Raw genomic sequence first — 22,783 nt, forward strand, 5'->3', positions numbered from 1 at the left:
TCTCGAACTGTTTTGCCTGGGCTGTTTGCATGGAGGAACTTTGAGTATAGCGAGACATCTCCCACCAACCAAACTAACTTCTCAACCCACAAAAAGAAAACCACCCCATAAAACCAATTTCACCCAACCCAAAACCCACCACAAAAGCGGGTGCCCCATCCTTTTTGCAGTCTCATCGCAAATAGGGTGGGGTATCGTGCGAAGCGCGACCGCCTTCCTTCCCTAACCCAAACCGCCCCAGGAACCAAAACCCTCACCCACCCAAACGCCGCCGTCTGCTCTCTTCCCCCAACAACGTCGTTGTCTACTCTCTTCCCCAACCCAAACAGCACGGGTGCCCCGTCCTTCGCGCCTTTGTCTCTAGCGAAGGGTGGGAAGTAGACCATCACTTACCCCTCACACCCAACAACTTACAAACCAAACCCACAAAATACCCAGCAAAAACCCCTGTCAAGCCCCAAAACCACCTAAACCCATAAAAATCAGAAAGATCCAACTGGCACTTTAGTTACGATCGAATCACTAAAATAGAACTAGAAGCATTAAATCCGCCCAGAGCGGACGAGCATAAAGTTCTTTACTAACCAGGAAGAGGCCACAAAAAGTCCAAGCCTAAAAAGATTGAAATGAAGAATTTGGCCCCAAAAGGGGGGGGAGGGGGGTGCTAAACCCGCCTGCCATCCTTACTGAAGTAGCTCAACTGCCGCCGGTAGCACCGCTGCTTCTCCAGATCGAAGGCGATACAACTATCGAAAGGCTTGGAGTAAACATGCAGGCTCACACACCCTGTACTCCCGGCATTCTCAATCTGGTGAATGGTCTGTAGCTTATCCACCGTCACCATCCCGGAGCCCTCCGCACACACCACCGTTCCCACCTTATCGATCTGCAGCTCCGTCGCCCCGCCCAGGCAATCGATATTGACGACATTCTGATTCTCCGGAGCATTACAGCTCGTGTGGTGAAACTCATGCGTCCGCACCTCACCCTGCGCCACCGTCATCCAGCCAAGCTGACCGTTATGCGTATGAATCGCGGTCCTCTGCCCCGGCGACCAGCAGATCGTCATCACCTCGAACAGCTCATCGCGATAGATCAGGTTCCGCGTATACAGGCTGTCCCGCCACCAAACATAGTCCTTCAACGCCTCAGCCCGCAGCGGAGTCGCCGCCATATACTCGGCGATGCGGTCCTTGGTAATGTAATCTCGCTCCAGTTCTTTGAGCCCCTGAACGAAGTCTCCCACCGAGGTGTGCAACGGATGCGTATCGAGTACAGTCATCGAATCGTCAGACATGCCATCGTCTCCTCTGTAAGTTTTGCCCGTTTTTGCTCAGTATTGAGGCGGCACCCAACCCAGCCGCATGCTTAATCTTCTCACGCCGGCATCTATATCCTTCAAATTGCCGTCTTTCTATACAGCGCCCTCCAACGACAAATTAACATCGCCACCCGAACAGCAGGAAAGACAGAAAAGGTAAGCAGCTCTCTCATGAAAGTCTTCTCCAGCAACGTTCGCAGCGCGACCGGAATCCTTCTCCTCCTGCTGCTCCTCTTTCCGTCTCCCGCTGGAGCCTACTCCGTCCTCTCCCACGAAGAGGTCGTCGATATGGCTTGGCTGCCGCACATCGTCCCTCTCCTCCGCGCCCGCTTCCCCACCCTCACGGACGATGAAGTTCGCACCGCTCACGCCTACGCCTACGGCGGCTCGGTCATCCAGGACATCGGCTACTACCCCTTCGGCAGCCATGAATTCTCCGATATCCTCCACTACGTCCGCACCGGCGACTTCGTCTCCAACCTCATCCGCGAGTCCAACGACGCCAACGAGTACGCCTTCGCCCTCGGAGCCCTCGCCCACTACTGCGGAGACGTCGTAGGCCATCCCGCCGTCAATCAGGTCACCGCCGACGAGTATCCCAAGCTCCGCCGCCGCTTCGGCCGCTCCGTCACCTACGACCAGGACAAAGTCGCCCACCTCCGCACCGAGTTCGGCTTCGACGTCGTCCAGGTCGCCCACGGTCGCTACTCCCAGGAGAACTACCGCGACTTCATCGGCTTCCAAGTCTCCAAGGATCTCCTCGAACGCGCCTTCCAGGAGACCTACGGTATCCGCGTCGACTCCATCATGAAACACGAAGACCTCGCCATCTCCAGCTACCGCCGCGCCGTCAGCAGCCTCATCCCCAAGATCACGACCGTAGCCCTGGTGAGCTATAAAGACCAGATCGAGAAGGAAAACCCCGGATTCGACCACAAGAAGTTCGTCTACCGCCTCAAGCGCACCGAGTTCGAGAAGCAATATGGGAAACAGTATGCCCACCCCGGCATCGGCTCCCGCGTCCTGGCCTTCTTCATCCGAATCCTGCCCAAGATCGGCCCCCTCAAGGTCTTCAGTCTCAAGATCCCCAACGCCGACGAGCAGGACGTCTACCTCAAGAGCATCAACAGCACCGTAGACCGCCTCAACCTCTACCTCGCCAGCGTGGAAGCCCCCACTCCGACCCAGACCCCCACAAGCCAGCTCCAGAAGGCCCCCGACCTGCCCGAAATCGACCTCGATACCGGTAAACCCTCGCAGTTCGGCGAATACCACCTCGCCGACCTGAGCTACGCCAGCCTCCTCGATACCCTGATGCATGACTCAAAAGTCCCCATGACCCCGGACGTCTACCAAAGTTTCATCGACTTTTATTCTGTGCGGCAAGAGCCCGCCTGGTACGTCAAGAAGCCTAAGGACTGGAAGCGCCTTCAGGCCAATCTAGCCCTCTTCGACGCCCTTCCCAGGCCCGCTCGCGTCCCTGCCAGCGTCGCCGAACTCGCTCCCACGCCGCTGTACTAAAGCGTTCTGACTACGCGTAATCTACGCGCGTGAGCTAAACTAAAGGTGACGCGCTTTTCATCCCCTCGCGCCACCTTGAGCGCCCAGCCCAAACATACAGAACAGGACGTACACCCGAAGTGAGTAACCCCACGCAAGCCATCCGCAACATCGCGATCATCGCCCACGTCGACCACGGCAAAACCACCCTCGTAGACGCCATGCTTCGCCAGTCCGGCACCTTCCGATCCAACGAAGCTGTTGCCGAGCGCGTCATGGACTCCAACGACCTCGAAAAAGAGCGTGGTATCACTATTCTCGCGAAGAACACCGCGATCCAGTACCACGACTCCAAGATCAACATCGTCGACACCCCGGGCCACGCCGACTTCGGCGGAGAAGTAGAACGCGCCCTGAAGATGGTCGACGGTGTAGTCCTCCTCGTCGACGCCTCCGAAGGCCCCCTGCCCCAGACCCGCTACGTCCTCTCCAAGGCCCTCGAGGCCAAGCTGACGCCCATCGTCGTCGTCAACAAGATCGACCGTCCCGACGCCCGTCCCCAGGAAGTCCTGAACGAGGTCTACGACCTCTTCATCGACCTGGACGCAGACGAGTCCGTGCTCGACTTCCCCGTCATCTACACCAACGGCAAGGCCGGAACCGCCACCATGGATCTCGCGATCCCCGGCACCGACCTCCAGCCCCTCTTCGAGCTCATCTTCAAGACCATCCCCGCCGCCCCCGGCACCGCTGATGGCGACCTTCAGGTGCTCGTCACTAATCTCGACTACTCCGACTACCTCGGACGCCTCGCCATCGCCCGTGTCTTCAACGGAACGCTTAAGATCGGTCAGGAAGTGAACCTCTCCCGCGTCGACGGCTCCCTGCAAGCCGTCAAGGTCACCAAGCTCTTCACCTTCAACGGCCTCAAGCGCGAAGACACCGTAGAGACCGCGGTCGGTGACATCGTCGCCATCGCCGGCATCCCCGGCATCACCATCGGCGAGAGCTTCTGCGCCCTCGAGAACCCCAAGCCCCTTCCTCTGATCAAGATCGACGAGCCCACCATTGCCATCAATTTTTCGGTGAACAACTCGCCCTTCGCCGGCAAGGAAGGCAAGCTCGTCACCTCGCGCAACATCAAGGAACGCCTCGACAGAGAGCTGCTCACCAACGTCTCGATCCGCGTCGAAGACACCGGCTCCCCCGAGACCTTCAAAGTCCTCGGCCGTGGCGAACTTCAGCTCTCCGTGCTCATGGAAATGATGCGCCGCGAAGGCTTCGAGCTCATGGTCTCCCGTCCCACCATCGTCACCAAGCGCATCGATGGTGAGCTCATGGAGCCCTCCGAGCTCCTCACCATCGACATCCCCGACAACTTTGTCGGAACTGTCATCGAGCGCCTCGGGCCCAGAAAGGGCGAGATGATCAAGATGGCCAACCACGGCTCAGGCCGCGTCCGTATGGAGTTCAAGGTCCCCTCCCGCGGCCTCATCGGTCTGCGCAACGAGATGCTCACCGAAACCCGCGGAACCATCGTCATGAACTCCATCGCCGGCGAGTACATCCCCTACCAGGGCGAGATCCCGCAGCGTCCCTCCGGAGCTCTCATCTCCGACCGCCAGGGCGTCACCACGACCTATGCCCTCGACGGCATCCAGGATCGCGGCATCCTCTTCATCGGCGACGGCTCTGAGGTCTACGAAGGCATGATCATCGGCGAGCACTCCCGCGACAACGATCTCGACGTCAACTGCGTCCGCGAGAAGAAGCTCACCAACATGCGCGCCTCCGGCTCCGACGACGCCCTCCGCCTCGTCCCCTACAAACAACTCACCCTCGAGCAGTCCATCGAGTTCATCGCCGACGACGAACTCGTAGAGGTCACCCCGAAGTCGCTCCGCATGCGCAAGAAGATCCTCCAGGCCAACCGCCGCCCCAAGGGCACCCGCGGTGGTTCCACCCTCGAGTAATCTCCTTCCACGCAACAAAAAAACGGCTGGCCGATCTCAAAGATCGCCAGCCGTTTTCATTTCCCTGTATAGAGCACTCAGGTCTATAAATGAAACTCTATTCTGGCTCAGAGTAGGGTCACTCCAGTACAGATCCAGCGACAAGGTAGGGCGCCTCAGAGCATATCGCCCATCAGCGGATCGCTATAGCTGGAACGGCTTGTCTCCACGCGGCCTGCGTAGTGCGACTCGCCGTCCGAATTTCGCTGCTTGACCGTAAAGTCGTACCATCCGTATTGCTTCGAGAGGTCCAGCACCACGGACATCTCGGTAGCGGCAGCGATCTGCACGGTCTTCTTGCTGGTTTTATAAGAGTTGTCGCTTACCTCCACCGTGATGGGCGCCTTGGTAGTGTTTCGTAGCTTCACCTCGATGTTGCCGGTTAGCGAGAAGCCCTTACTCTCATAGGTGGTGTGCACCATGAGGCTGTTTGGTGTGGAAACGCCTCGGAAAGAACGGTAGAAACCGTTGGGAGCCACCACATCGATGTCATATCTGCCATCGGCGAAGAGAGCCATTGGGAATGCCTGCCGCAGTATATCGCCCGCCTTCACCGTATAGGTAGCGGCTAACATGTTCGACGTATCGCCAGCGTATTTTTTTGCTCCGCTCTCCATATGCACATTACGCAGATAGACGTTGAAGGGCGAACCCGCTGACTTTGCACCGTGCACGGTATTGGCCGCCGTCAAGTGCAGTTCGAAGCTGTTGTCTGTCGCGACACCGTCAGCATACAACTCATACGGCAGAGCGTTCGAGGGACGGATACCCTTCTCCTGCTTCGAGAGCAGCGGCGACCTTCGTGGATCGGCGTTTACCTGTGAGATCTCTTCCCGACTCAGATTCTTGAAGTTGGAAGGAAGCTCCTTGTCTTTCGCTAGTTGGATTGTCTCAAGAAACTTGTCGCGCTCCAGAAATGGCAGCTCGGCCTTTTCGCCGCTGTACGGCCGGAAGGCAGAGGTGAGATCGCCCGAGACCGTGCGGCGCCATGGACTGATGTTGGCCTCGTGCACCTGCTTCCCGTACTTCTGACCGATGAAGGTCTCGAGAAATTGCAATGTGGAGCTGTGCTCGAAGAGCTGCGAGTTGACCCATCCGCCACGCGTCCACGGCGAAGCGATGATGAGCGGGACTCGATAGCCCAAGCCAATCGGTCCACTGCGCGCCTCTTGCGGGGCAACGCCTTGCCGCAGTTCGTCCTGAACGTACGTGTACTCCAGACCTGTGTCGATCCCGGCCGAGGCACGCCCTGTCGCGCGATTCTTCGGGTCAGTGGCCACGAATGACGGCGCATGGTCGAAGTAGCCATCGTTCTCGTCGTAGGTGTAGATGAAGATAGTCTTCTTCCATACCTCCGGGTTCTTCGTCAGGATGTCGACGATCTCCGAGACCCACCATCCGCCAAACCACGGCGAGGTGGGATGGTCGGAGAACTTCTCCGGTGGGGCGAGCCATGAGACGGTTGGAAGCTTACCGTTGTCCACATCGTGACGGAATTGGTGCAGCACGTCACCCTTTGGCACCTTCATTTGGATCTTTTTGCCATCGTTCTCAAAGTGAAGCATGTCGAGGCTGCGGTAATCCTTGTCGGCCACATTGGTCACAAAGGCCCGCTTCTGCAGATCGGAGTTGGCGGTCTCCTTGTGGTATGCGCCGAACATCTCCAGCACGTTGCAGCCGAAGTTCGAGAGCCACTTGTGCTCCTCCGGCGACATGCCTGCGCTGTGAGTCAGTTCATTCTGGTAGAACTTCCAATCGATTCCTGCCTCCTGCAATCGCTCGGGAAAGGTCTTCCAGGTCATGCCACCCACGGCGAGCTGGTCGTTACGCATGAAGACCTTGGAGTCCACACTCTGCTGGTCGCGCACTGTCCCGGTCATGAAGATGCTGCGGTTGGGAGTGGTGCTGGTCATCGCGCCGCAATAGTGCTGGTCGCAGACGGTGAAGGCATCGGCCAACGCATAATGAAAGGGAAGATCCTCGCGTGTGTAGTGACCCATCGTCAGTGGCACATGGGCGTACTCGGCGTTGTGCGGACGCTTGGCGTCGATCCAGCCATTATGATTGCCATAATTCCAGGCGTCGACCTGCGTATGGCGCGAGTGTGGGATGGAGCCCATCCACGTCGCCTTCGTATCCTTGATATCCAGCCGGAACGGCGCGTAGGTCTCGCCTGCCATGCTTGTTTGCAGGAAGATGCTATTGCCGTTGGCCTGCCGGATGGCGCGAGGGTCATTGAAGCCCCGCACACCCCGTAGCGTTCCCAAAGTGTGATCGAAGGAGCGATTCTCCTGCATCATGATGACGATGTGCTCAGCATCCAGATACGTGGAATCAGGCGCAGGCGCAATGGCAAAGGCGCGTTGTACCGACTCCGGGATAATGCCCGAAGCCCCGGCCAGACCGCTCAACATCGCCGCCTTCTTCAGAAAATCGCGTCTCGTCTGCATCCTTCTCCTCCTTCTGGGAACCATCTCTATATACAACTGGAGCTCTCGGTGAGTACCAGTACCAACTTGCCTACATAAAAGAACGAGATTACACAAATCGTCAGTTCAAAACATCAGGCGAGCCTGAATCTGACCGATGCGACCCGGACCGTACGTGCTGGTAATACGCCCGAAGGAGGTGGAGCAGCAAGTCATTCCCGGCGGAGTGAAGTTAGTCTTGTTCAGCACGTTGTAGAACTGCCCACGAAACTCCAAATGCATCCCCTCGGGCAGGTCGAAGGTCTTGTTTATCCCTGCATCCAGTTGGTCATAGGAGTCTCCGCGTAGCAGGCCGTTGGGCACGTTACCGCGTGGATCCGCGCTGGAGCCCGCACCGCTGGTCGCCGTCGGCGATGGGTTGGTAGTTGCAAAGCCCAGGACGCAACCGTTGTATGCAGCCTGGGTCGGGCTGGAGTACACCGAGTCGCAGAATGCCTGCTCCGGGTGGCCCGGCACATGCAACCGCTTGACGGCGAATTGACGCAGTGATGTACCGGGCACACCTGTGATGCTGCCCGACGTGTCCACTCCAAAGAATGGACGGTACTGGACGCCGCCGGAGTTGGACAACTGCTGAAATCCCGATGGAGTGAAGTTGGGTGTGAGTGCTGGACCCGAGTGGAATTGGTTGTAAGCGGTAATCTTCCAGCCACCCAATACGTTGTTCACCACGGACCCCGAATTGCGCAGGAACATCCTGCCACGACCGAGGGGAAGCGTCCAGATCAGAGCGGTATTGTTGATAATCGGGGTGTCGTACTGCAACGGACCGTAGTCGTTGTGCAGGTTGTAGAAGTCCTGCGGGCTGCCGGAGAAGCCGCGTGAGGCAGTGAGTGAATCGCTCACGTTGCCGAAGTCGCGTGACCAGGTAAAAGCATTGAGGAGCCAAATACCGTAGAAGCTTTTCTGTTCGAAGCGCGCCTGCAGCCCGTTATAGTTGCTCATTCCACCGTTGAAGGTCTCCGTCACATCGCCGATGTTGCTGTACGGACGCCTGAAGTATCCCGTCACTGGGTCGTTACCCAGTGCAGGGTCGCGCTGGTTATAGGTTCCGACCTCCTGCAGCTTCACACCATGGTTGCCAACATACGCGATATCGACGACACGATTCCTGCCCACGCTGGCCTGAAAGCCTGCGTACCAGCTTTGCACGTATGGATCGCGGAAGTTTCGCGGCACCCACTTCACCGTGGAAGTAAAGAGATTGAAGTTCGCCGGAGAGGCCATTCCCTGGGGGAAACCCTGATCCAGAGAGAAAAAGGTCGGCGATGTTTTGACGTTGGCGGTCTTGAAAAACTTGGGCACCTGATTGTAGACAGCCGCGTTTACCTGCGGGCCATTGATGGACAGATTGTCCACCTCACCGGAGCGGGTGTAGTGCATATATCCGATACCGTAGCCACCGTGGATCACGAGCTTCTGGTTTGGTGACAGTGCGAATCCGAAGCGTGGCATGAAGTCATTCAAGTCGGGATCGATAAGCTGCTTTTGATAGGCCGAGCCGGAGGAACTTGCGCGCAACAGTTGTCCCGTATATGGAGTAGTGTTTGGGTCGAAGTTCGTCAGTCGGCCATCCTTCTCATAGAAATGAGAAGCATACTCGTAGCGCACACCGATGTTCAGAGTCAGCCTTGGCAGTATCTTCCAGTCGTCCTGGATAAAAGCCGAGTGACCTCCTTGACGGATGTGAGCGACAAAATAAGTTGTCAGGTCGACCTCATTCGGTACCCCGAAGAGGAAGTCACTGATGGTGTAGCCAGTGAAGGAGCTTTGAAACTCCATATCGCCATCGATGGGATTCACGTCCTGTACGGTCTGACGCAGGTACGAAAACTCGTATCCGGTTTTGAAGTTGTGATGGCCAAAAAGCCAGGAGTAGCTCAGCTTTGAGTTCAGAAAGAAGGGATACTGCCACTGCGGATTTGTCGCCTGGCGGCCTATGCCGGTGTATCCACTGAGCCCTAGAGTGACCAGACCGCCAGCCACGGCTGGATCGGTCGGTGTTCCCGGGATGCCAAAGGTGCGCGGATCGCCGAGTGTGTAAGGCAGCTTCCCGCCTTTGGTGAAGGAAGCTCCGAGACGTGCCTCCAGTAACTGCGTAGCTCCGATCTGGCGAGTTAGACCGAGCGCCGCCTGCTGGTTGATAGTGCGGAAGTAGCCGTTTCCTCCGGAGATCGGCGAGGGCAGGATGGGGCCGTCCAGATCGTGCTCCTTGGACTGGCTCAAGCGCAGGAAGGTGGACATGCGCGGCGTCCATTGGGCATCGATGCGGGCGTCTTCCTTGTCATAGCTGTTGATGAAGCGCTGCAGTGCTGACCAGTTGCTGGAGATGGAGGTTGTGCCTGCGCCGTTATTGTTGGGCAATGGAAACGAATCGAGAATCGCCAGCGCGATAGGCGAGAGCACAGAGCGTGGCAGAGGGCGATCCGCGGGATAGGTCTCCCCAGTGAACGGGTTAAGCACTGCGGTTGTATTCGCTGTCGCATTGGGCGAGGCGATCAACTGGTGGTCACTTAGCTTGAAGATGTTGGCTTGGTTTACCACCTGACGTACCTGGCGCAGACCCTCGTAGTCGATAAAATAAAAGAACCGGTCTCGCATGATCGGGCCGCCTACATTGCCACCGAACTGGTTGCGAACCAAGGTCGTTCTGTTCGAGGCGCCTGAGTTGCTGGCTGCTCTGAAGAAGCCGTTGGAGTTGGCGATGGTGTTACGCAACGATTCGTACACCATGCCGTGAATACTGTTAGAGCCGTGCTTGAACGCCACATTGATGGTGCCGCCCGCCGAGCGGCCATACTCAGCTGCCGGCAGCGTGGTAACAATCGAAAACTGCGAGAGGCTGTACTGTGATGGGTTGATTACCTGATTGGAGAAGCCCTGGTTGGACGTGCCGTGCGCATTGTTGTCCATACCGTCCAGCAGAAAGTTGTTATAGGTCGACCGCTGGCCGTTGATGTTGAATGAGCCCTCGCGGACCACGCTACTCGTTCCCAGGTCTTGTCCAGCAGCGTCTTGCGTCACGCCCGTGGCGAGTGTCAACAGATCGCTATAGTTCATATTCAGCAGTGGAAATGCTTCGATCGCTTCATCGGTTACAACCTGCTGTTTTTGACTCGTCTCGGTTTCGAGTCCCAGTTGGCTTGCTTCTACTGTTACCGTCTCAGAGTTACCAATGGTCATGATCAGGTTGACGTTCTGATTGGTGCCGACCAGAAGATGCACATTCTCAGTAATGGCATCATTGAAGCCGCTCATGTTGGCTACCACGCGATACACACCTGCGGGCAGCGCGGGTACTAAGTACACGCCCGCCTTGTCCGTCACGCGACTGATGGCGACATTGGTGGCGACATTGGTTACGGTCACCTTTGCGCCGACCACCAGCGCACCGGTGGAGTCCGTGATCCTGCCAACGAGCGAAGCGGTCTCGAATTGGCCGTACATCCTTCCAACACACAGCGCGAAGAGCATCAGTGCCAAGGGGATTAGTTTCTTGAATCGCATGTCGGGTGTGACCTCCAAAGATCAACGCAATACTGTCCGGGTGTTGGGAATGCGACACCGCTTTAGTGGTTTGAGAATCTAAGAGCCGCCTGCAACGCTGCCTTACGGCATCACGCCCGGCTTGCCAAGAGACTTCAATGGAACCGTGGGAGCTGCCAACCCGAGAATCTGTACCATGCGCCCGCCGCCGGAGTTACCGTAGCTCGCTACCCAGATCGATCCAGTGGAGTCGACCGCCAGGTCCATCCTTGTGCTTATGCCAGTGGTGCAAGTTTGTACCGTGCTGGTGGCTGTACCGGTACCAGTGCTCGTACCCGCGTTGTAGCAGGGATAGTAGGAGTTCGTCGTACCGTTCGAGGGAAGATACTGGTAAAGGTTTGTGCCAGTGGTGCCATCCATATACCAGATGGAACCTGCACCGTCGATATCCATAAAGCGCGAGGCCGCAGCCGGATTCGCTGCCACTTTGGTTGGGGTTAGCACAGCGGCTTTTCCAGTACCGGTGACGGTCGTCTTAAAGATTCCGCCGCTGGCGCCGTTCGTCACTGCATAGGCGTTGCCAGCCGCATCGGTCGTCATGCCATAGGTTGAGGAAGCGCCAGGCAATGAGGCAAACATTAGGGCTGTTGCGTAAGTAGGAGCGGTTGCTGTCCCGGTGTTAGGGAAGTAGACGGTCGCCGCCTTTGTCGTGTTATAGCCGGCGATCCAGATGTTATTGTTGCTATCCGGACGAATTTGCAACAGTTGATACGTTGGCGAACTGGGTGGAGCTGCGAAGGTCGCTTCCGTGTAGGCCGATCCGTTGCGTAGCAGCTCATGCAGGTTCTGGCCTGTAGTCGTATTGGAGTCGTACCAGACATTGCCCAGCGAGTCGACCGCTACTCCATAGAGCGTGTTGGATGTGGAGGGATATTGCCGGACGGTAGCGCCTGTGGCCGCACTCGTCTGCTGCACAAAGGCAGTTGCGGCAGTAGTGCCTCCGGCAACCACCCAGATGTTCCCCGATGCATCGGCTGCAATAGCGCGTGGTTGTAGCAACTTGGTCGTGTCGGTGGCGGATGTCCACAGGCTTTGGCCAGAGCTGGTCAGCGCGACGATGTTGCCGGCAGTACTGCTGCTGGAGGCATTTGGGTTAGAGAAGTACACATCATCGTTAGCGTCGATGGTGACATACTCTGGAACCGAGGATCCCTGTCCGTTGGAGGTCGCTCCATATCCCGGCAGGTAGTAGATCGCCACGCTCCAGTCCTTCGTCAAAGTACCAAAGTCTGTAAGAGCGGGAACGTATACGCCCGCATTGATCTGCTGCGATCCCTTTTGGCCGGAGAGTGGAATCGGCGTTAACGTGAAGTTCAGGATGTCGATCGCATTGTTCGCCGGATTTCTGGCGATATTGAGCAGCGCCTGCAATGAGTTGGTGGGCACTGTCCCGTCGGGAGGCGTCGCCAATCGATACAGCGTAGTGCAGTAACTGAAGTTGCCTGACGTGGTTCCATCGCTGCCGATGGTGCATAGATACTGCGCATAGGCCAGGGAGTTCAACTCTTGCACCGGAACCAGACCACCATTGGCTCCAGTTGCAGCGCCACTGGTGTATTGCTGAAAGTTGCCGATCTTGTACGGCGACAGATTGTTCGCGTTAAGGAACGCATGCGCCAGACCGGCAAAGTTCGTCGGCGTGCCCACACCGTTCGTGCCACCGTAATTAGTAGCAGAACTAGTTATGTTTACTGTCGTGCCGTTCAGGCTGATAAAGTTTCGCAGCGCCCAAACCGCCGCAACGGTCGAAGCTTCATTCGTCACGATCGACGTAATGTTGTTCGTGTTCGTCGCTGAACTGAGAATCGAGCAGTCTCCAATGGCAGTCATCATCAGCGAGTTCGGATTGTTTGCCAGGCTGGTGGAGTTTTGCCCTGAAGGATACGGCACGCCGGCCTCTGCCGTCACATAAATCTGATCCGGACTGGAACAACTGAGGTCCGTCGTGCTCCAACCGCCTGTCGTATTCGCCGTCACGGTGGTCAGCAGCTTCGCGGTGCCGGTATAGATTCCGTTGGCCGCAACCCCATTAGGCTGCGTCTCATAGACCTTCACGATCGCGCCTGCCATGTAGTTGCGGCTCGCGAAGACCTGCCCCTGCAGCGTCACGGGAGTGTTGTAGTTGGTTGCAGGCGTCGAAAGCGGAACTCCACAACCGGCGAGCATAGCGAGGTTCATTGCAGCCAATCCTATGGCTACTAGACGAACATCGTTCGAGCACATCTTCCATTGCATTGCGTCTTTCCCCAAGTTCCCAGTTGTGTATTTCTATTTCCTGTATCGCCTCACGGAAGACGTGGACGTACGATTGCGAGCAGGCTGCCGCATACTTGTTCTAACTGCCTACTGCACGGTGATAGTGAAGGTAAGCGAGTTGGTTATGGTGGAGATATTCGAATCCGTTGCGGTCACGACATAGGTGTAGGTGCCTGGTGCGGCGGAGGTGTTTCCAAGTCCGGCATTCGTGCCACAGGCAGTCGTGTTAAGCATCAGGGGTGTGACTAACGCCAGCAGAACTACCGAGGGCAAGTGCTTGCGCCTCCAGACTCCGACGGTCAGCAATCCGATAGAAAGAATGCCGGTCAGGCCAAGTGGCAGGGACTGGGAAATGAGACCGGCAGAGTGGGTAGTTCCCGTGGCTATCGCAAGCGATAGCGTAGACGTACCGTTGTTGGAAAGCGTAAGTTCGGGAGGAGTAGAGACGCACTGCGTGCTGATGGGAACACCCAGCGAATTGGCGTTCGGCGAACCGGTGCAAGTGATGTTCAAGATGCCGCCGTAACCATGCATGCCCTTGATCGTGATCGGAAACGTGAGCACGTCTCCCCCCTTGGCGGTTCCGCTGGTGGTAGGTGAGGTCATAGCGACGATCCCAGGCGCGAGCGTAAGTGGAATCAAACTTCGCGCGATATCGCCCTGGGTGTCGGTGGAAGTCACAATCAAACCCGGGACTGTACCAACGGTTCCAGTGGCTGCAGCAGTTGCAAGAGTGTACGTGTGGTCCCCCGCAACAGGGTCCCCATGCGTACCATCATCGTAGAGCGGCGCAGTTGCAGAGAGCCCCAGGTTGGAGAGGTCCGCAGTCACGTTTAGATTTGTGCTGTTGGGATTTGTTGCAGGCACAACGTTTGCCGTGATTGTGAAGGGATCCTGGATGCCGGGATTGTTCGGCGTAGCGCTCGAACTGACAGAGAGTTGCTTACCCAAAGGGCAAGGCTGCGATCCTGTTCTGGAATTGGCGAAGTCGATGAAGGCAAGCGTGAAGTCGTTTACATTATCGAATGTATCGCTGCACCTGTTCTTACGAACCGTGGCATAGGCATAGACGACTCCGTTGATGTCGGTGGCAACGCCATTCAGCGTGCTGGGCGTGTAGGAGGCATAGCTGCTTCCGGCAAAACAAGTTACTGGCGAACTGCCATCTGAAGCGCCGATGCCGAGCAGATCCACCAAATGAGCCGAGGTCTTGGGGCAATTGTCTCCCAGGGGGCTCTGATTATCGACCAGAGCTATAGTGGCTGCCGTGCTGCTCAGATCGTTATCGACGTTCGTGGCGGTTCCTTCAAGGGTCTTCAACTGGTAGTCGTACGGATAGTTCAGATTGCAGTGGTCACTCACACAACCAGCGCTCGATATATAGTCCGGACCGCTGCCTGCAATAGCGTAAAAGCCGCCGGCCGGGATGGTCGCGACTGGAAGCAGATAGGAGACGGCAGTAAACGACCCGGATGCGCCCCCCGACTGCAGCGACCAGTTATTCATCGTGATAGGAAACTGAGTCGGATTGAATAGGATAATTGTGTCGCGTCCATACTCTGACTTAGACAGATTTCCCGCGCCATACCAGGCAATAATCTTGATGTTGTTATTCCCTGCCGCGGCATTTGCCATCGGCACAGCTCCCAGGAGAACAGCAATCACCGTCAAAAACGTGCCGATGCGTGCCGCTCGGTCGAGAAGAATATCCTTCGTTCGCATGCTGGGTGTGACCTCCAAAAAATCGCTGCAGATGCCGCGCAGACAGTCTTCCGCTTCGGCAGTTTTTCTTTGTTGCTAGAGAGTTCTTCAGGCCAGGTGAAGGCATAGCTCCGCCAGGCCCTGGCTAGGGCGATGTAGTTGACAACCTGTATGCGGACCGCTGGAAGCTTAGTCCCAGCATTGAAACCACGGCCTCGCCAAAGACGAAGCGGCATTAGAAAACTGTGTTTTTCAGTAGTTTTGCAGGAGCTACGGAATGCGTCTCTTTCTTTTCCAAACGGCTATAGATGTGTACTTTAGGCCGTCGAAAAGTACCTTTCAATGAGGTTTCGGACAAACCCTTTGAGGTTTTCGACAATTCATGAGACTGTCATCGTTCTACCTCTCATACTTCCCGAATCGAGAGTGAGCGCCACTGCTATGGGGACTGAGCGCTTCGGCCTCTATGATTTGTTGAAGTGACCCCGTGCTGCCGACGATAGCTCCCAGGGGTCCATCCTGTACGCAGCTTGAATGCGCTGCTCATGTACTCCGGATGACGGAAACCGCATCGCGCCGCGATGGCGTCAATTGGCAATGTCGTCTCGGCAAGCAGTTCTTTCACCTTCGCCAGTCTCGTATCGATCAACACATCATGGATCGACTTTTCGAATATTGCGCGGAAGCGATTCTGCAGTGAAGTTCGTGAGACACCCAGGTGGGTCAATACATCTTCTACGTTGATGCTGTCGCTGACGCGCTCGCGGATGAACCGTATCGCCGACGCTACCAAAGGGTCGGAGATAGCAGTTACATCGGTAGAGCGTCGCACCGTAATGTCTAGTGGTGGAATCAGCAACTCGTCGACCGGCGCGCTGCCGCCGTTCATCAGAGTATCCAGCAGCGACGCGGCCTCATAGCCCATGCGCCTCGCATTCAAGTTCACGCTCGAAAGTGGCGGATCCGCGAGCGCGCAGGCCACATCATCCGATCCGACTCCGATCACGGCAGCCTGCTCCGGAATTGCGATATCCGCCAGACGGCAGGCAGTGAGCAGTTGCACTGCCCGAAAATCCGTACATGCCATAATGCCAACCGGCTTCGGCAACGTCGCCGCCCATGCCGCAATACTATCCAGATCGGTCTGCCATGCAGCCTCCCGCAAGGAATCGGAGCTCTTTCCCTGCCCCGGATAAACCTCGCAGCGATAGCCGTGCGCCTGAACAGTTCGCGAAAATACCTCGCCTCTCCGATCAGACCATGAATGTCCGGTATGCCCGATAAAAGCGAATTGCTGAAAACCACGCTCCAGGAGATGCTCTGCCGCAAGTTTCCCCACCGCGGCATGATCGTTGGAGATCAACGGAACACCTAGGCCCCGTAGCTGCTCGTTCAGATCGACGATTGGAATTCCACGGTCACGAATTACATCATGGACCTCTGGATACGCGATGCGAGAGATGATGCCGTCCCCCTGCCATGTTTTGAGCCAGGCGGGAGGCGACTGCTCCACGGCGCGGTCTGTAAAGTAAACAGACCAAGGCCCGTTCTCGCGAATATATTGTGCGACCCCGAAGAGCAGCTTCCTCCCAAAGAGAGTGGATGTCTCCACAATCAACGCCACGCGCGGAGGCACTTTACGTTGTTGCTGGGCCGAATCCACCGAGGAATTAAGCGTGTCGAATTTCTTTAATCTCCGCATGGAATTGCATCGCGCCATACTGCCAACAACGCTGCTAGCGCTGGGCAATTATCACAATCGTTTTACTTGAGTTTTCGCAACCTATTAAAGATTTACGCTGTGGCTGTGAAATTCCCGTGAATCACCATGTTGCCATGAGTTATTCACCCAGATGAGCAGGCACCGCAGCACCTCCGGAACTGATTCCCTGATGCAATGCTCATCACGGAACTTATCCGTGGTTGGGCAGTTCTTCTTGCAAGCCGGGAGAAGACCGATGCTTTCCTAATTTCATTCCATTGGTAGAACCAGTCCTAACAGGGAGGTTCTTCAGCAGAGCCTGTTCGTCACATCAAAGGCGCGGCAGTACGACCAAAGAGAAGCCTGTCCAACACACCTTGGACTCCATACGGGCACCGGACCTCGGGCCTCATGCTCGTCCGCAGATTCGACTAGTACTGAATTCCGATTCGTGGCGTGAAGTACCGCACTGCTATCATATTCAGTTAGGACAACCTAACCTATGCAGCTCCGCTTGCCTACCGTTGCACTTCTCTGTGTCACTGCCATTCCGACCTTCGCTCAGGGACCTCGCCAGAACCTCTCCCCCGCTGAAATGGAAACGCTGCGCGGAAAGCGTGAAGACATCGAGAAGCAGCTCGAAGCCATCGCGATCATCGACCGCAAGATCATGGTGCCCATGCGCGACGGAGTGCGGATGGCAGCAGATATGTACCGGCCCAAGGACACCTCAAAGAAATATCCCATTATCTTCAGCCGCACACCCTATAACTTCAACTTCTGGGACGTACGCACAGGCTCTTATCGCGACATGTCGGCGGAACTTGACGCCGTGAAACGCGGCTACGTCCTCGTCGAGATGAACGAGCGCGGCCACTTTTTCTCAGAGGGCAACTACGACATTCTTGGCGCGCCCCTTACAGACGCAGACGACCAGTTTTCGTGGATGGCAGCGCAGCCGTGGTCCTCAGGCAAGATCGGCCTCATCGGCTGCTCTTCTACCGCGGAGTGGCAACTCGCCGCGGCGTCGCTCGGGAACAAGGCACTGACCACCATCATTCCGCAGAGCTTCGGTGCCGGCGTCGGCAAGGTCGGCCCCTACAATGAGCAGGGAAACTGGTATCGCGGCGGTGCGGTGCAAATGCTCTTCATCGACTGGCTCTACGGCGAGCAGAACCAGGTTCGCCCCAGCTTCCCCAAAGAAACCTCGCAAGCCGATCTCATCAAGGCCTCGAAGATGTTCGACCTGGCTCCGCAAATGCCACCAATCGACTGGGCGAAGGCCTTCGAACACCTGCCGGAGCAGGAGATTATCTCGAACGTAAACGGTCCCAAGGGCATCTTTGCGGACAAGATGGATAACACCACCGGCGGAGCCATGATCCAACGCACGCCAAACGACCCTGTCTGGCGCAAAGGCGGAATCTGGCAGCCCGACACCCAACCTATCAATGTCCCGGGATTCTGGTTCATGACCTGGTACGACGTCTCGACCGGACCAAACCTCGCTGCCTATAACTTTGTCCGCGCAACCGCAAAAGGCGGGGCAAAGGATCAGCAGTACGCGGTCATCGCACCCACCCTGCACTGCCAGTACAAACGTGCCACGGAAAAGACCATCGTCGGCGAGCGCGACATGGGCGACGCGCGTCTGGACTACGATGCCCTCACCTACGCCTGGTTCGATCACTTCCTCAAAGGTGAGGAGAATGGCTTTCTTCAGAAGCAACCCAAGGTCACTTACTACACGATGGGCAGCAACAAGTGGCAGCACTCCCAGTCCTGGCCTCCAGAGGGGGCGAAGCCCGTCACACTTACTCTCACCAGCGGTGGTCACGCCAATACGCTGCATGGTGACGGTCAACTCGTATTCTCCCCAGCCTCTCCGGCGTCCAAGGCCAAACCCAAAGCAAGTCCCGACATGGCAGACTTTTTCACCTACGATCCACTCCACCCGACTCCTAGCTACGGCGGCAACGTCTGCTGCGCCGCCAACACCATTCCCGGGAATGGAGGAGCACTCGATCAGCGCAAGATGGAAGAGCGGCCCGACATCCTCGTCTACACCTCAGAGGCTTTGAAAGAGGATATGGAGGTGAGCGGTCCTATGACCGCCACCCTCTACGTCTCGTCCGACGCGAAGGACACCGATGTAACCGTCAAGGTGATCGACGTGCTTCCGGACGGCACCGCCTACAACCTCGATGAGACCATCCAACGGCTGCGCTACCGTGACGGCGACAATAAGACTGTCTGGATAGAAAAGGACAAGGTCTACAAGGTCACCCTTTCTCCGATGAACACCTCGAATCTCTTCGCCGCAGGACACCGCATCCGTATCGAAGTTGCAGGCTCAAACTTTCCCCGCTTCGACCGCAACCTCAATACCGGCGGAAACAACTACGACGAGACCACCGGCGTCGTCGCTCACACCGCCATTCACCACAACAACCAGTATCCAAGTACGCTGACGATCTCTGTAGTCAAACACTAAATAACAAGTTGGATGGCCCTACGCCAAGCTCGAGAAGCAGGACTTTCTATTTTTACAACCGGAGGATGTCGAGTAGCACTGTGAAACTATTTAAATCGGCTCTTCATATCTCTCCGCAATAATCAGATCCAGGAAAAATCGATGACCTTACTCAGCCGCGCTGCAATCGCCGCGCTAGCTTTTGCATTTTTGTCTCTTCCCTCCGTAGCGCAGGAAAAGCCTGTAGAGAATGACATCCCGGCTAGTTTTACTATGCCAAAAAAGACGCCCTATGCGGCGCCTCACCCGGAGTTCGATTACACCAAACGGGTTGAGATGATTCCAATGCGCGACGGCACGAAGCTATACACCGTCATTGTGACTCCAAAGGGTGCTAAGAATGCACCGATCGTTCTGACTCGCACTTGCTATAACGCCGCGGCCATCGCCTCTGCCGCGCGCGCCACGGCCGGCAGCATGCTCGTCGCTGCTGGACCTACAACTCCCCCCGCCGTTCAAGGTGCTGCTCCAAATACCGAATCTCCGCACATGATCGATGAGTTGGGACTGTCGGATGAGATCTTCGTCAAGGCGGGATATATTCGCGTCTATCAGGATGTACGCGGCAAGTACGGCTCCGAGGGCGTGTATCTGATGACCCCACCACCGGTCGGTCCGTTCAATCCGACTGGCGCAGACGATACGACCGACGCGTATGACACGATCGACTGGCTGACAAAGAATCTCCCAGAGACGAATGGCCGTGTCGGCATGATCGGCTCCTCGTATGAAGGGTTCACAGTTGTAATGGCCCTGCTGAATCCACATCCCGCGCTCAAGGTCGCTGCTCCTGAGAGCCCGATGGTGGATGGCTGGATGGGAGACGACTGGTTCCACTATGGTGCCTTTCGCCAGCGAATGCTTGACTACTTCGTCAGGCAGATGGCAGTGCGGGGAGCCGGGCCAAGGATACCCCACGATGGTCGCGACGACTACACGAACTTCCTCGCGAAGGGATCAGCAGAAGACTTCGCACGATCGCTGGGAGCGGATCAACTCCCCTACTGGCGCACGGTCAAAGAACATCCAGCCTATGATGCCTTCTGGCAGAGCCAGGCGCTCGACAAGCTTATCGCTGAGAAACCATTAACCGTACCAACCATGTGGCTGCAGGGGCTATGGGACCAGGAAGATATGTGGGGCGCGAACCACAGCTATAAGGTTTGGGAGCCCAAGGACAAGAACAACGACAAGAACTTCCTGGTGATAGGGCCATGGTTCCACAGCCAGGTCAATCGTGAAGGTCACGTCACCGGACCATTTACATGGGATGGCGACACGACAGCCGACTTTCGCTCAGACGTACTGCTTCCCTTCTTCAATCAGTATTTGGTGGAGGGAGCTCCCAAGGCCGCGACACCACCCGTCCTCATTTACAACACCGGTGAAGACCACTGGGATCGCTTCCAATCGTGGCCGCTCAGTTGCGATGCGGGTTGCGAAGGAAAGAGCAAGCCTCTTTACCTCGCATCAAACAATGGCCTCTCTTTCTCGGCACCGACTGCCGGGGCTGAAAAGTTCGACGAATATGTCTCTGATCCAAAGAAGCCAGTTCCCTTCCGCGCGCGCCCCGTGGCTACGGATGATGGAGGATGGCCGACGTGGCTGCTACAGGATCAGCGCTTCGCAGATGGCAGACCCGATGTGCTCACATATTTGACTGAGCCGCTGAAGGCCCCTCTACGAGTTAGCGGCGTGCCCAAGGTAAACTTCTATGCCTCAACCAGCGGGACCGACAGCGACTGGGTAGTAAAGCTTATCGACGTCTACCCGGACGATCCGAAGCCGCCAACCACCATGAGTGGATATCAACTGGCAATTTCGCTCGATATCTTCCGTGGCCGCTATCGTACGAGCTTCGAGCATCCCGAGGCGCTCAAACCCAATACACCACTGCTATATAAATTCGACCTGCCGAACGTAAACCATATCTTCCAGCCGGGACATCGCATCATGGTCCAGGTTCAGTCCACGCTGTTTCCTCTCTACGATCGCAACCCTCAAACCTTTGTGCCGAGTATCTTCGACGCGAAACCTGCGGACTATCAAAAGGCAACGCAGCGAATCTGGCGCACTCCCGGCACTGCGAGCTTTATCGATCTGCCGGTCGTACCGTAGGTCTGGATCAATCACACGCCAACATCGTAAGGCCCAAGCCAACATCCGGCTTGGGCCTTTCAAGTAGCGCCTACATTAAGAGCGGCCAGCTCCCGGCCGCGGGCCGTTACGAACAGGCACCTCAGGGACCGGAGCAGCGGCTGCGCTGCAATGGCCCTTTGTATCGCAGGAACGAATCCCGAAGAAGACATTGTCCTTGGAGATCGGCACCGTAATGGTGTGCGTAGTCCCTTCAACCTTTTCGTCGTACATGGAGGCCTTCGCTCCATACTGCCAGTCCGAGGCATCCGTCTCGCGCCAAACAACCTGATACCACGCATCCGCCGGTGCACCATCCGGAATACTGAACTTCATGACGGAGTTATTATCCTGATTGCGCGCCGACATCGTCGCACCCTGCGGGGTGCCTGGCGCGCTGGCCAAAGTTGCAAGGGTAGCAGCATTCACCCGCGCAACCTTAGCGATGTAGTCGAAGTCATCGAACTTGAGTAGGTCGCCATATTCGATCCCGCCTTCCGTGCGCACATCCTGATGTTGATGGTGATAATCTTCCCGCCACTCCGTAAAACGAACCCCTGCAAATCCCTCCTCATTAAAGGACCGATGATCGCCACCCCGGCCGTAACGGTCGAGACGCATCTCCATCACCGGCTTGATAGAGGCCGGCGGCACCGCAGAACCGACCACAGGGAAATAAGTGCGAGACACATCAAGAACCTCGCGTGCAAGTTCGCGAGAAGGAGTATCGCTCTCGTTGCCGTACTGGATAAGGCGCCGCATCTCCTCAACGGTCGCGTTCTGAGGAACGCTCTCCGAGAAGACCCGCACTCGTGTCTTGCTCTGATGAAGCTCTCCAGGTGTAGTATTGCCACCCACGATGTCGTTGTTCAAGACACCCTCAAGATCCCAACCCTCTTCTTTCGCCAGCTTCGCGAGATGCGCACTGCCATTCAGTCCCTGCTCCTCACCGGGAACAGTTGCAAAGATAATCGTCGCAGGAAATTTGTGCTTACTTAAGATACGAGCGCACTCCATACTTACGGCGGTTCCGCTGGTATCGTCGTTGGCCCCCGGTGCAAAGTCGTGCGTATTGGTCATATCGATCACGCGTGTGTCATAGTGCCCAGTGACCAGATACATGCGTTTAGATTGAGCCGGATCGGTGCCCTTAAGAACTGCGTAGATATTGATGAGCTTCGTGTCTTTTGTAATACGGGATCCGGGCGCAGAAGAACCAGGTTGAATGAATACATCTTCCTTTACCTCCAGACAGCCGCCGCAATCTTTCGAGATAGTCTCGAATTGCCCCTTGATATACTCCGCGGCTGCCAGAATTCCTGTGCCCGCCGGCAGATCCGTCTCCATACTGGACGTCGTCATACGATTCTTGAAGTTCACCAATGTTTCGATATTGCGATGAATCCTCTCAGCCGAAGTGGCCCGAAGCGCAGCCACAATCTCCTTATCCGCGGGTGCTGCTTTTAGAGGGCTGCCTGTAGCGAGAAAATCCAACTTCTGTGCCTTCCCTGCGTTCGCACCACAAAACAGCGCGAACCCAGTCGCGAGTGCTACCGAAACTTTAAACATGATCTCTCCTGGCTAGGA

General features: G+C 56.6%; 11 protein-coding genes. 4 read left to right on the plus strand and 7 right to left on the minus strand.

All coding sequences use genetic code 11. The features are described from left to right. Nucleotides 1-664 precede the first annotated feature (664 nt). Nucleotides 665-1,297: a cysteine dioxygenase family protein gene (locus tag HB393_RS16505; protein WP_213806292.1), complete on the minus strand. Its 633-nt coding sequence runs from the start codon at nt 1,295-1,297 to the stop codon at nt 665-667. A 195-nt stretch (nt 1,298-1,492) separates the two neighbouring features. Between HB393_RS16505 and HB393_RS16510 the strand changes: the two genes are divergently transcribed. Together HB393_RS16510 and typA are read left to right on the plus strand one after the other, a co-directional pair. Then, nucleotides 1,493-2,842 (plus strand): zinc dependent phospholipase C family protein, encoded by a 1,350-nt coding sequence (locus HB393_RS16510; RefSeq protein WP_213806293.1) that lies wholly within the window; start codon nt 1,493-1,495, stop codon nt 2,840-2,842. Between the two features lie 119 nt (nt 2,843-2,961). Continuing rightward, nucleotides 2,962-4,794: a translational GTPase TypA gene (gene typA, locus HB393_RS16515; RefSeq protein WP_213806294.1), complete on the plus strand. Its 1,833-nt coding sequence runs from the start codon at nt 2,962-2,964 to the stop codon at nt 4,792-4,794. 155 nt (nt 4,795-4,949) lie between these two features. Here the strand turns inward: typA and HB393_RS16520 are convergent, their stop codons facing one another. From HB393_RS16520 to HB393_RS16540, 5 genes are all read right to left on the minus strand, one after another. After that, complete coding sequence (locus HB393_RS16520) at nt 4,950-7,283, minus strand: phospholipase C, phosphocholine-specific (RefSeq protein WP_213806295.1); 2,334 nt, start codon at nt 7,281-7,283, stop codon at nt 4,950-4,952. 105 nt (nt 7,284-7,388) lie between these two features. Next, nucleotides 7,389-10,829 carry a carboxypeptidase regulatory-like domain-containing protein gene (locus tag HB393_RS16525; RefSeq protein ID WP_213806296.1) on the minus strand — a complete coding sequence of 1,147 codons (3,441 nt, stop codon included), beginning with the start codon at nt 10,827-10,829 and terminating at the stop codon, nt 7,389-7,391. 102 nt (nt 10,830-10,931) lie between these two features. Next, nucleotides 10,932-13,046, minus strand: coding sequence for a hypothetical protein (locus HB393_RS16530; protein WP_213806297.1), 2,115 nt, complete (start codon nt 13,044-13,046; stop codon nt 10,932-10,934). 165 nt (nt 13,047-13,211) lie between these two features. Beyond that, the gene (locus HB393_RS16535; RefSeq protein WP_213806298.1) at nt 13,212-14,846 is read right to left on the minus strand and encodes a hypothetical protein; all 1,635 of its coding nucleotides are present in this window, start codon (nt 14,844-14,846) and stop codon (nt 13,212-13,214) included. Nucleotides 14,847-15,264: 418 nt separating this feature from the next. After that, entirely contained in the window at nt 15,265-16,527 is a 1,263-nt protein-coding gene (locus HB393_RS16540) for a DNA-binding transcriptional regulator (protein WP_213806299.1), read from the minus strand. A gap of 502 nt (nt 16,528-17,029) precedes the next feature. Here HB393_RS16540 and HB393_RS16545 point away from each other — a divergent pair. Then, entirely contained in the window at nt 17,030-19,021 is a 1,992-nt protein-coding gene (locus HB393_RS16545; RefSeq protein ID WP_213806300.1) for a CocE/NonD family hydrolase, read from the plus strand. A 141-nt stretch (nt 19,022-19,162) separates the two neighbouring features. Then, entirely contained in the window at nt 19,163-21,178 is a 2,016-nt protein-coding gene (locus HB393_RS16550) for a CocE/NonD family hydrolase (protein ID WP_213806301.1), read from the plus strand. 75 nt (nt 21,179-21,253) lie between these two features. Here HB393_RS16550 and HB393_RS16555 read toward each other — a convergent pair whose 3' ends face one another. Further along, nucleotides 21,254-22,765, minus strand: a complete 1,512-nt coding sequence (locus HB393_RS16555; protein WP_213806302.1) for a M20/M25/M40 family metallo-hydrolase — start codon at nt 22,763-22,765, stop codon at nt 21,254-21,256. Between the last annotated feature and the right edge of the window lie 18 nt (nt 22,766-22,783).

Origin of the sequence: Granulicella sp. dw_53, from assembly GCF_018449545.1 — a bacterium.
Taxonomy (GTDB): domain Bacteria; phylum Acidobacteriota; class Terriglobia; order Terriglobales; family Acidobacteriaceae; genus Edaphobacter.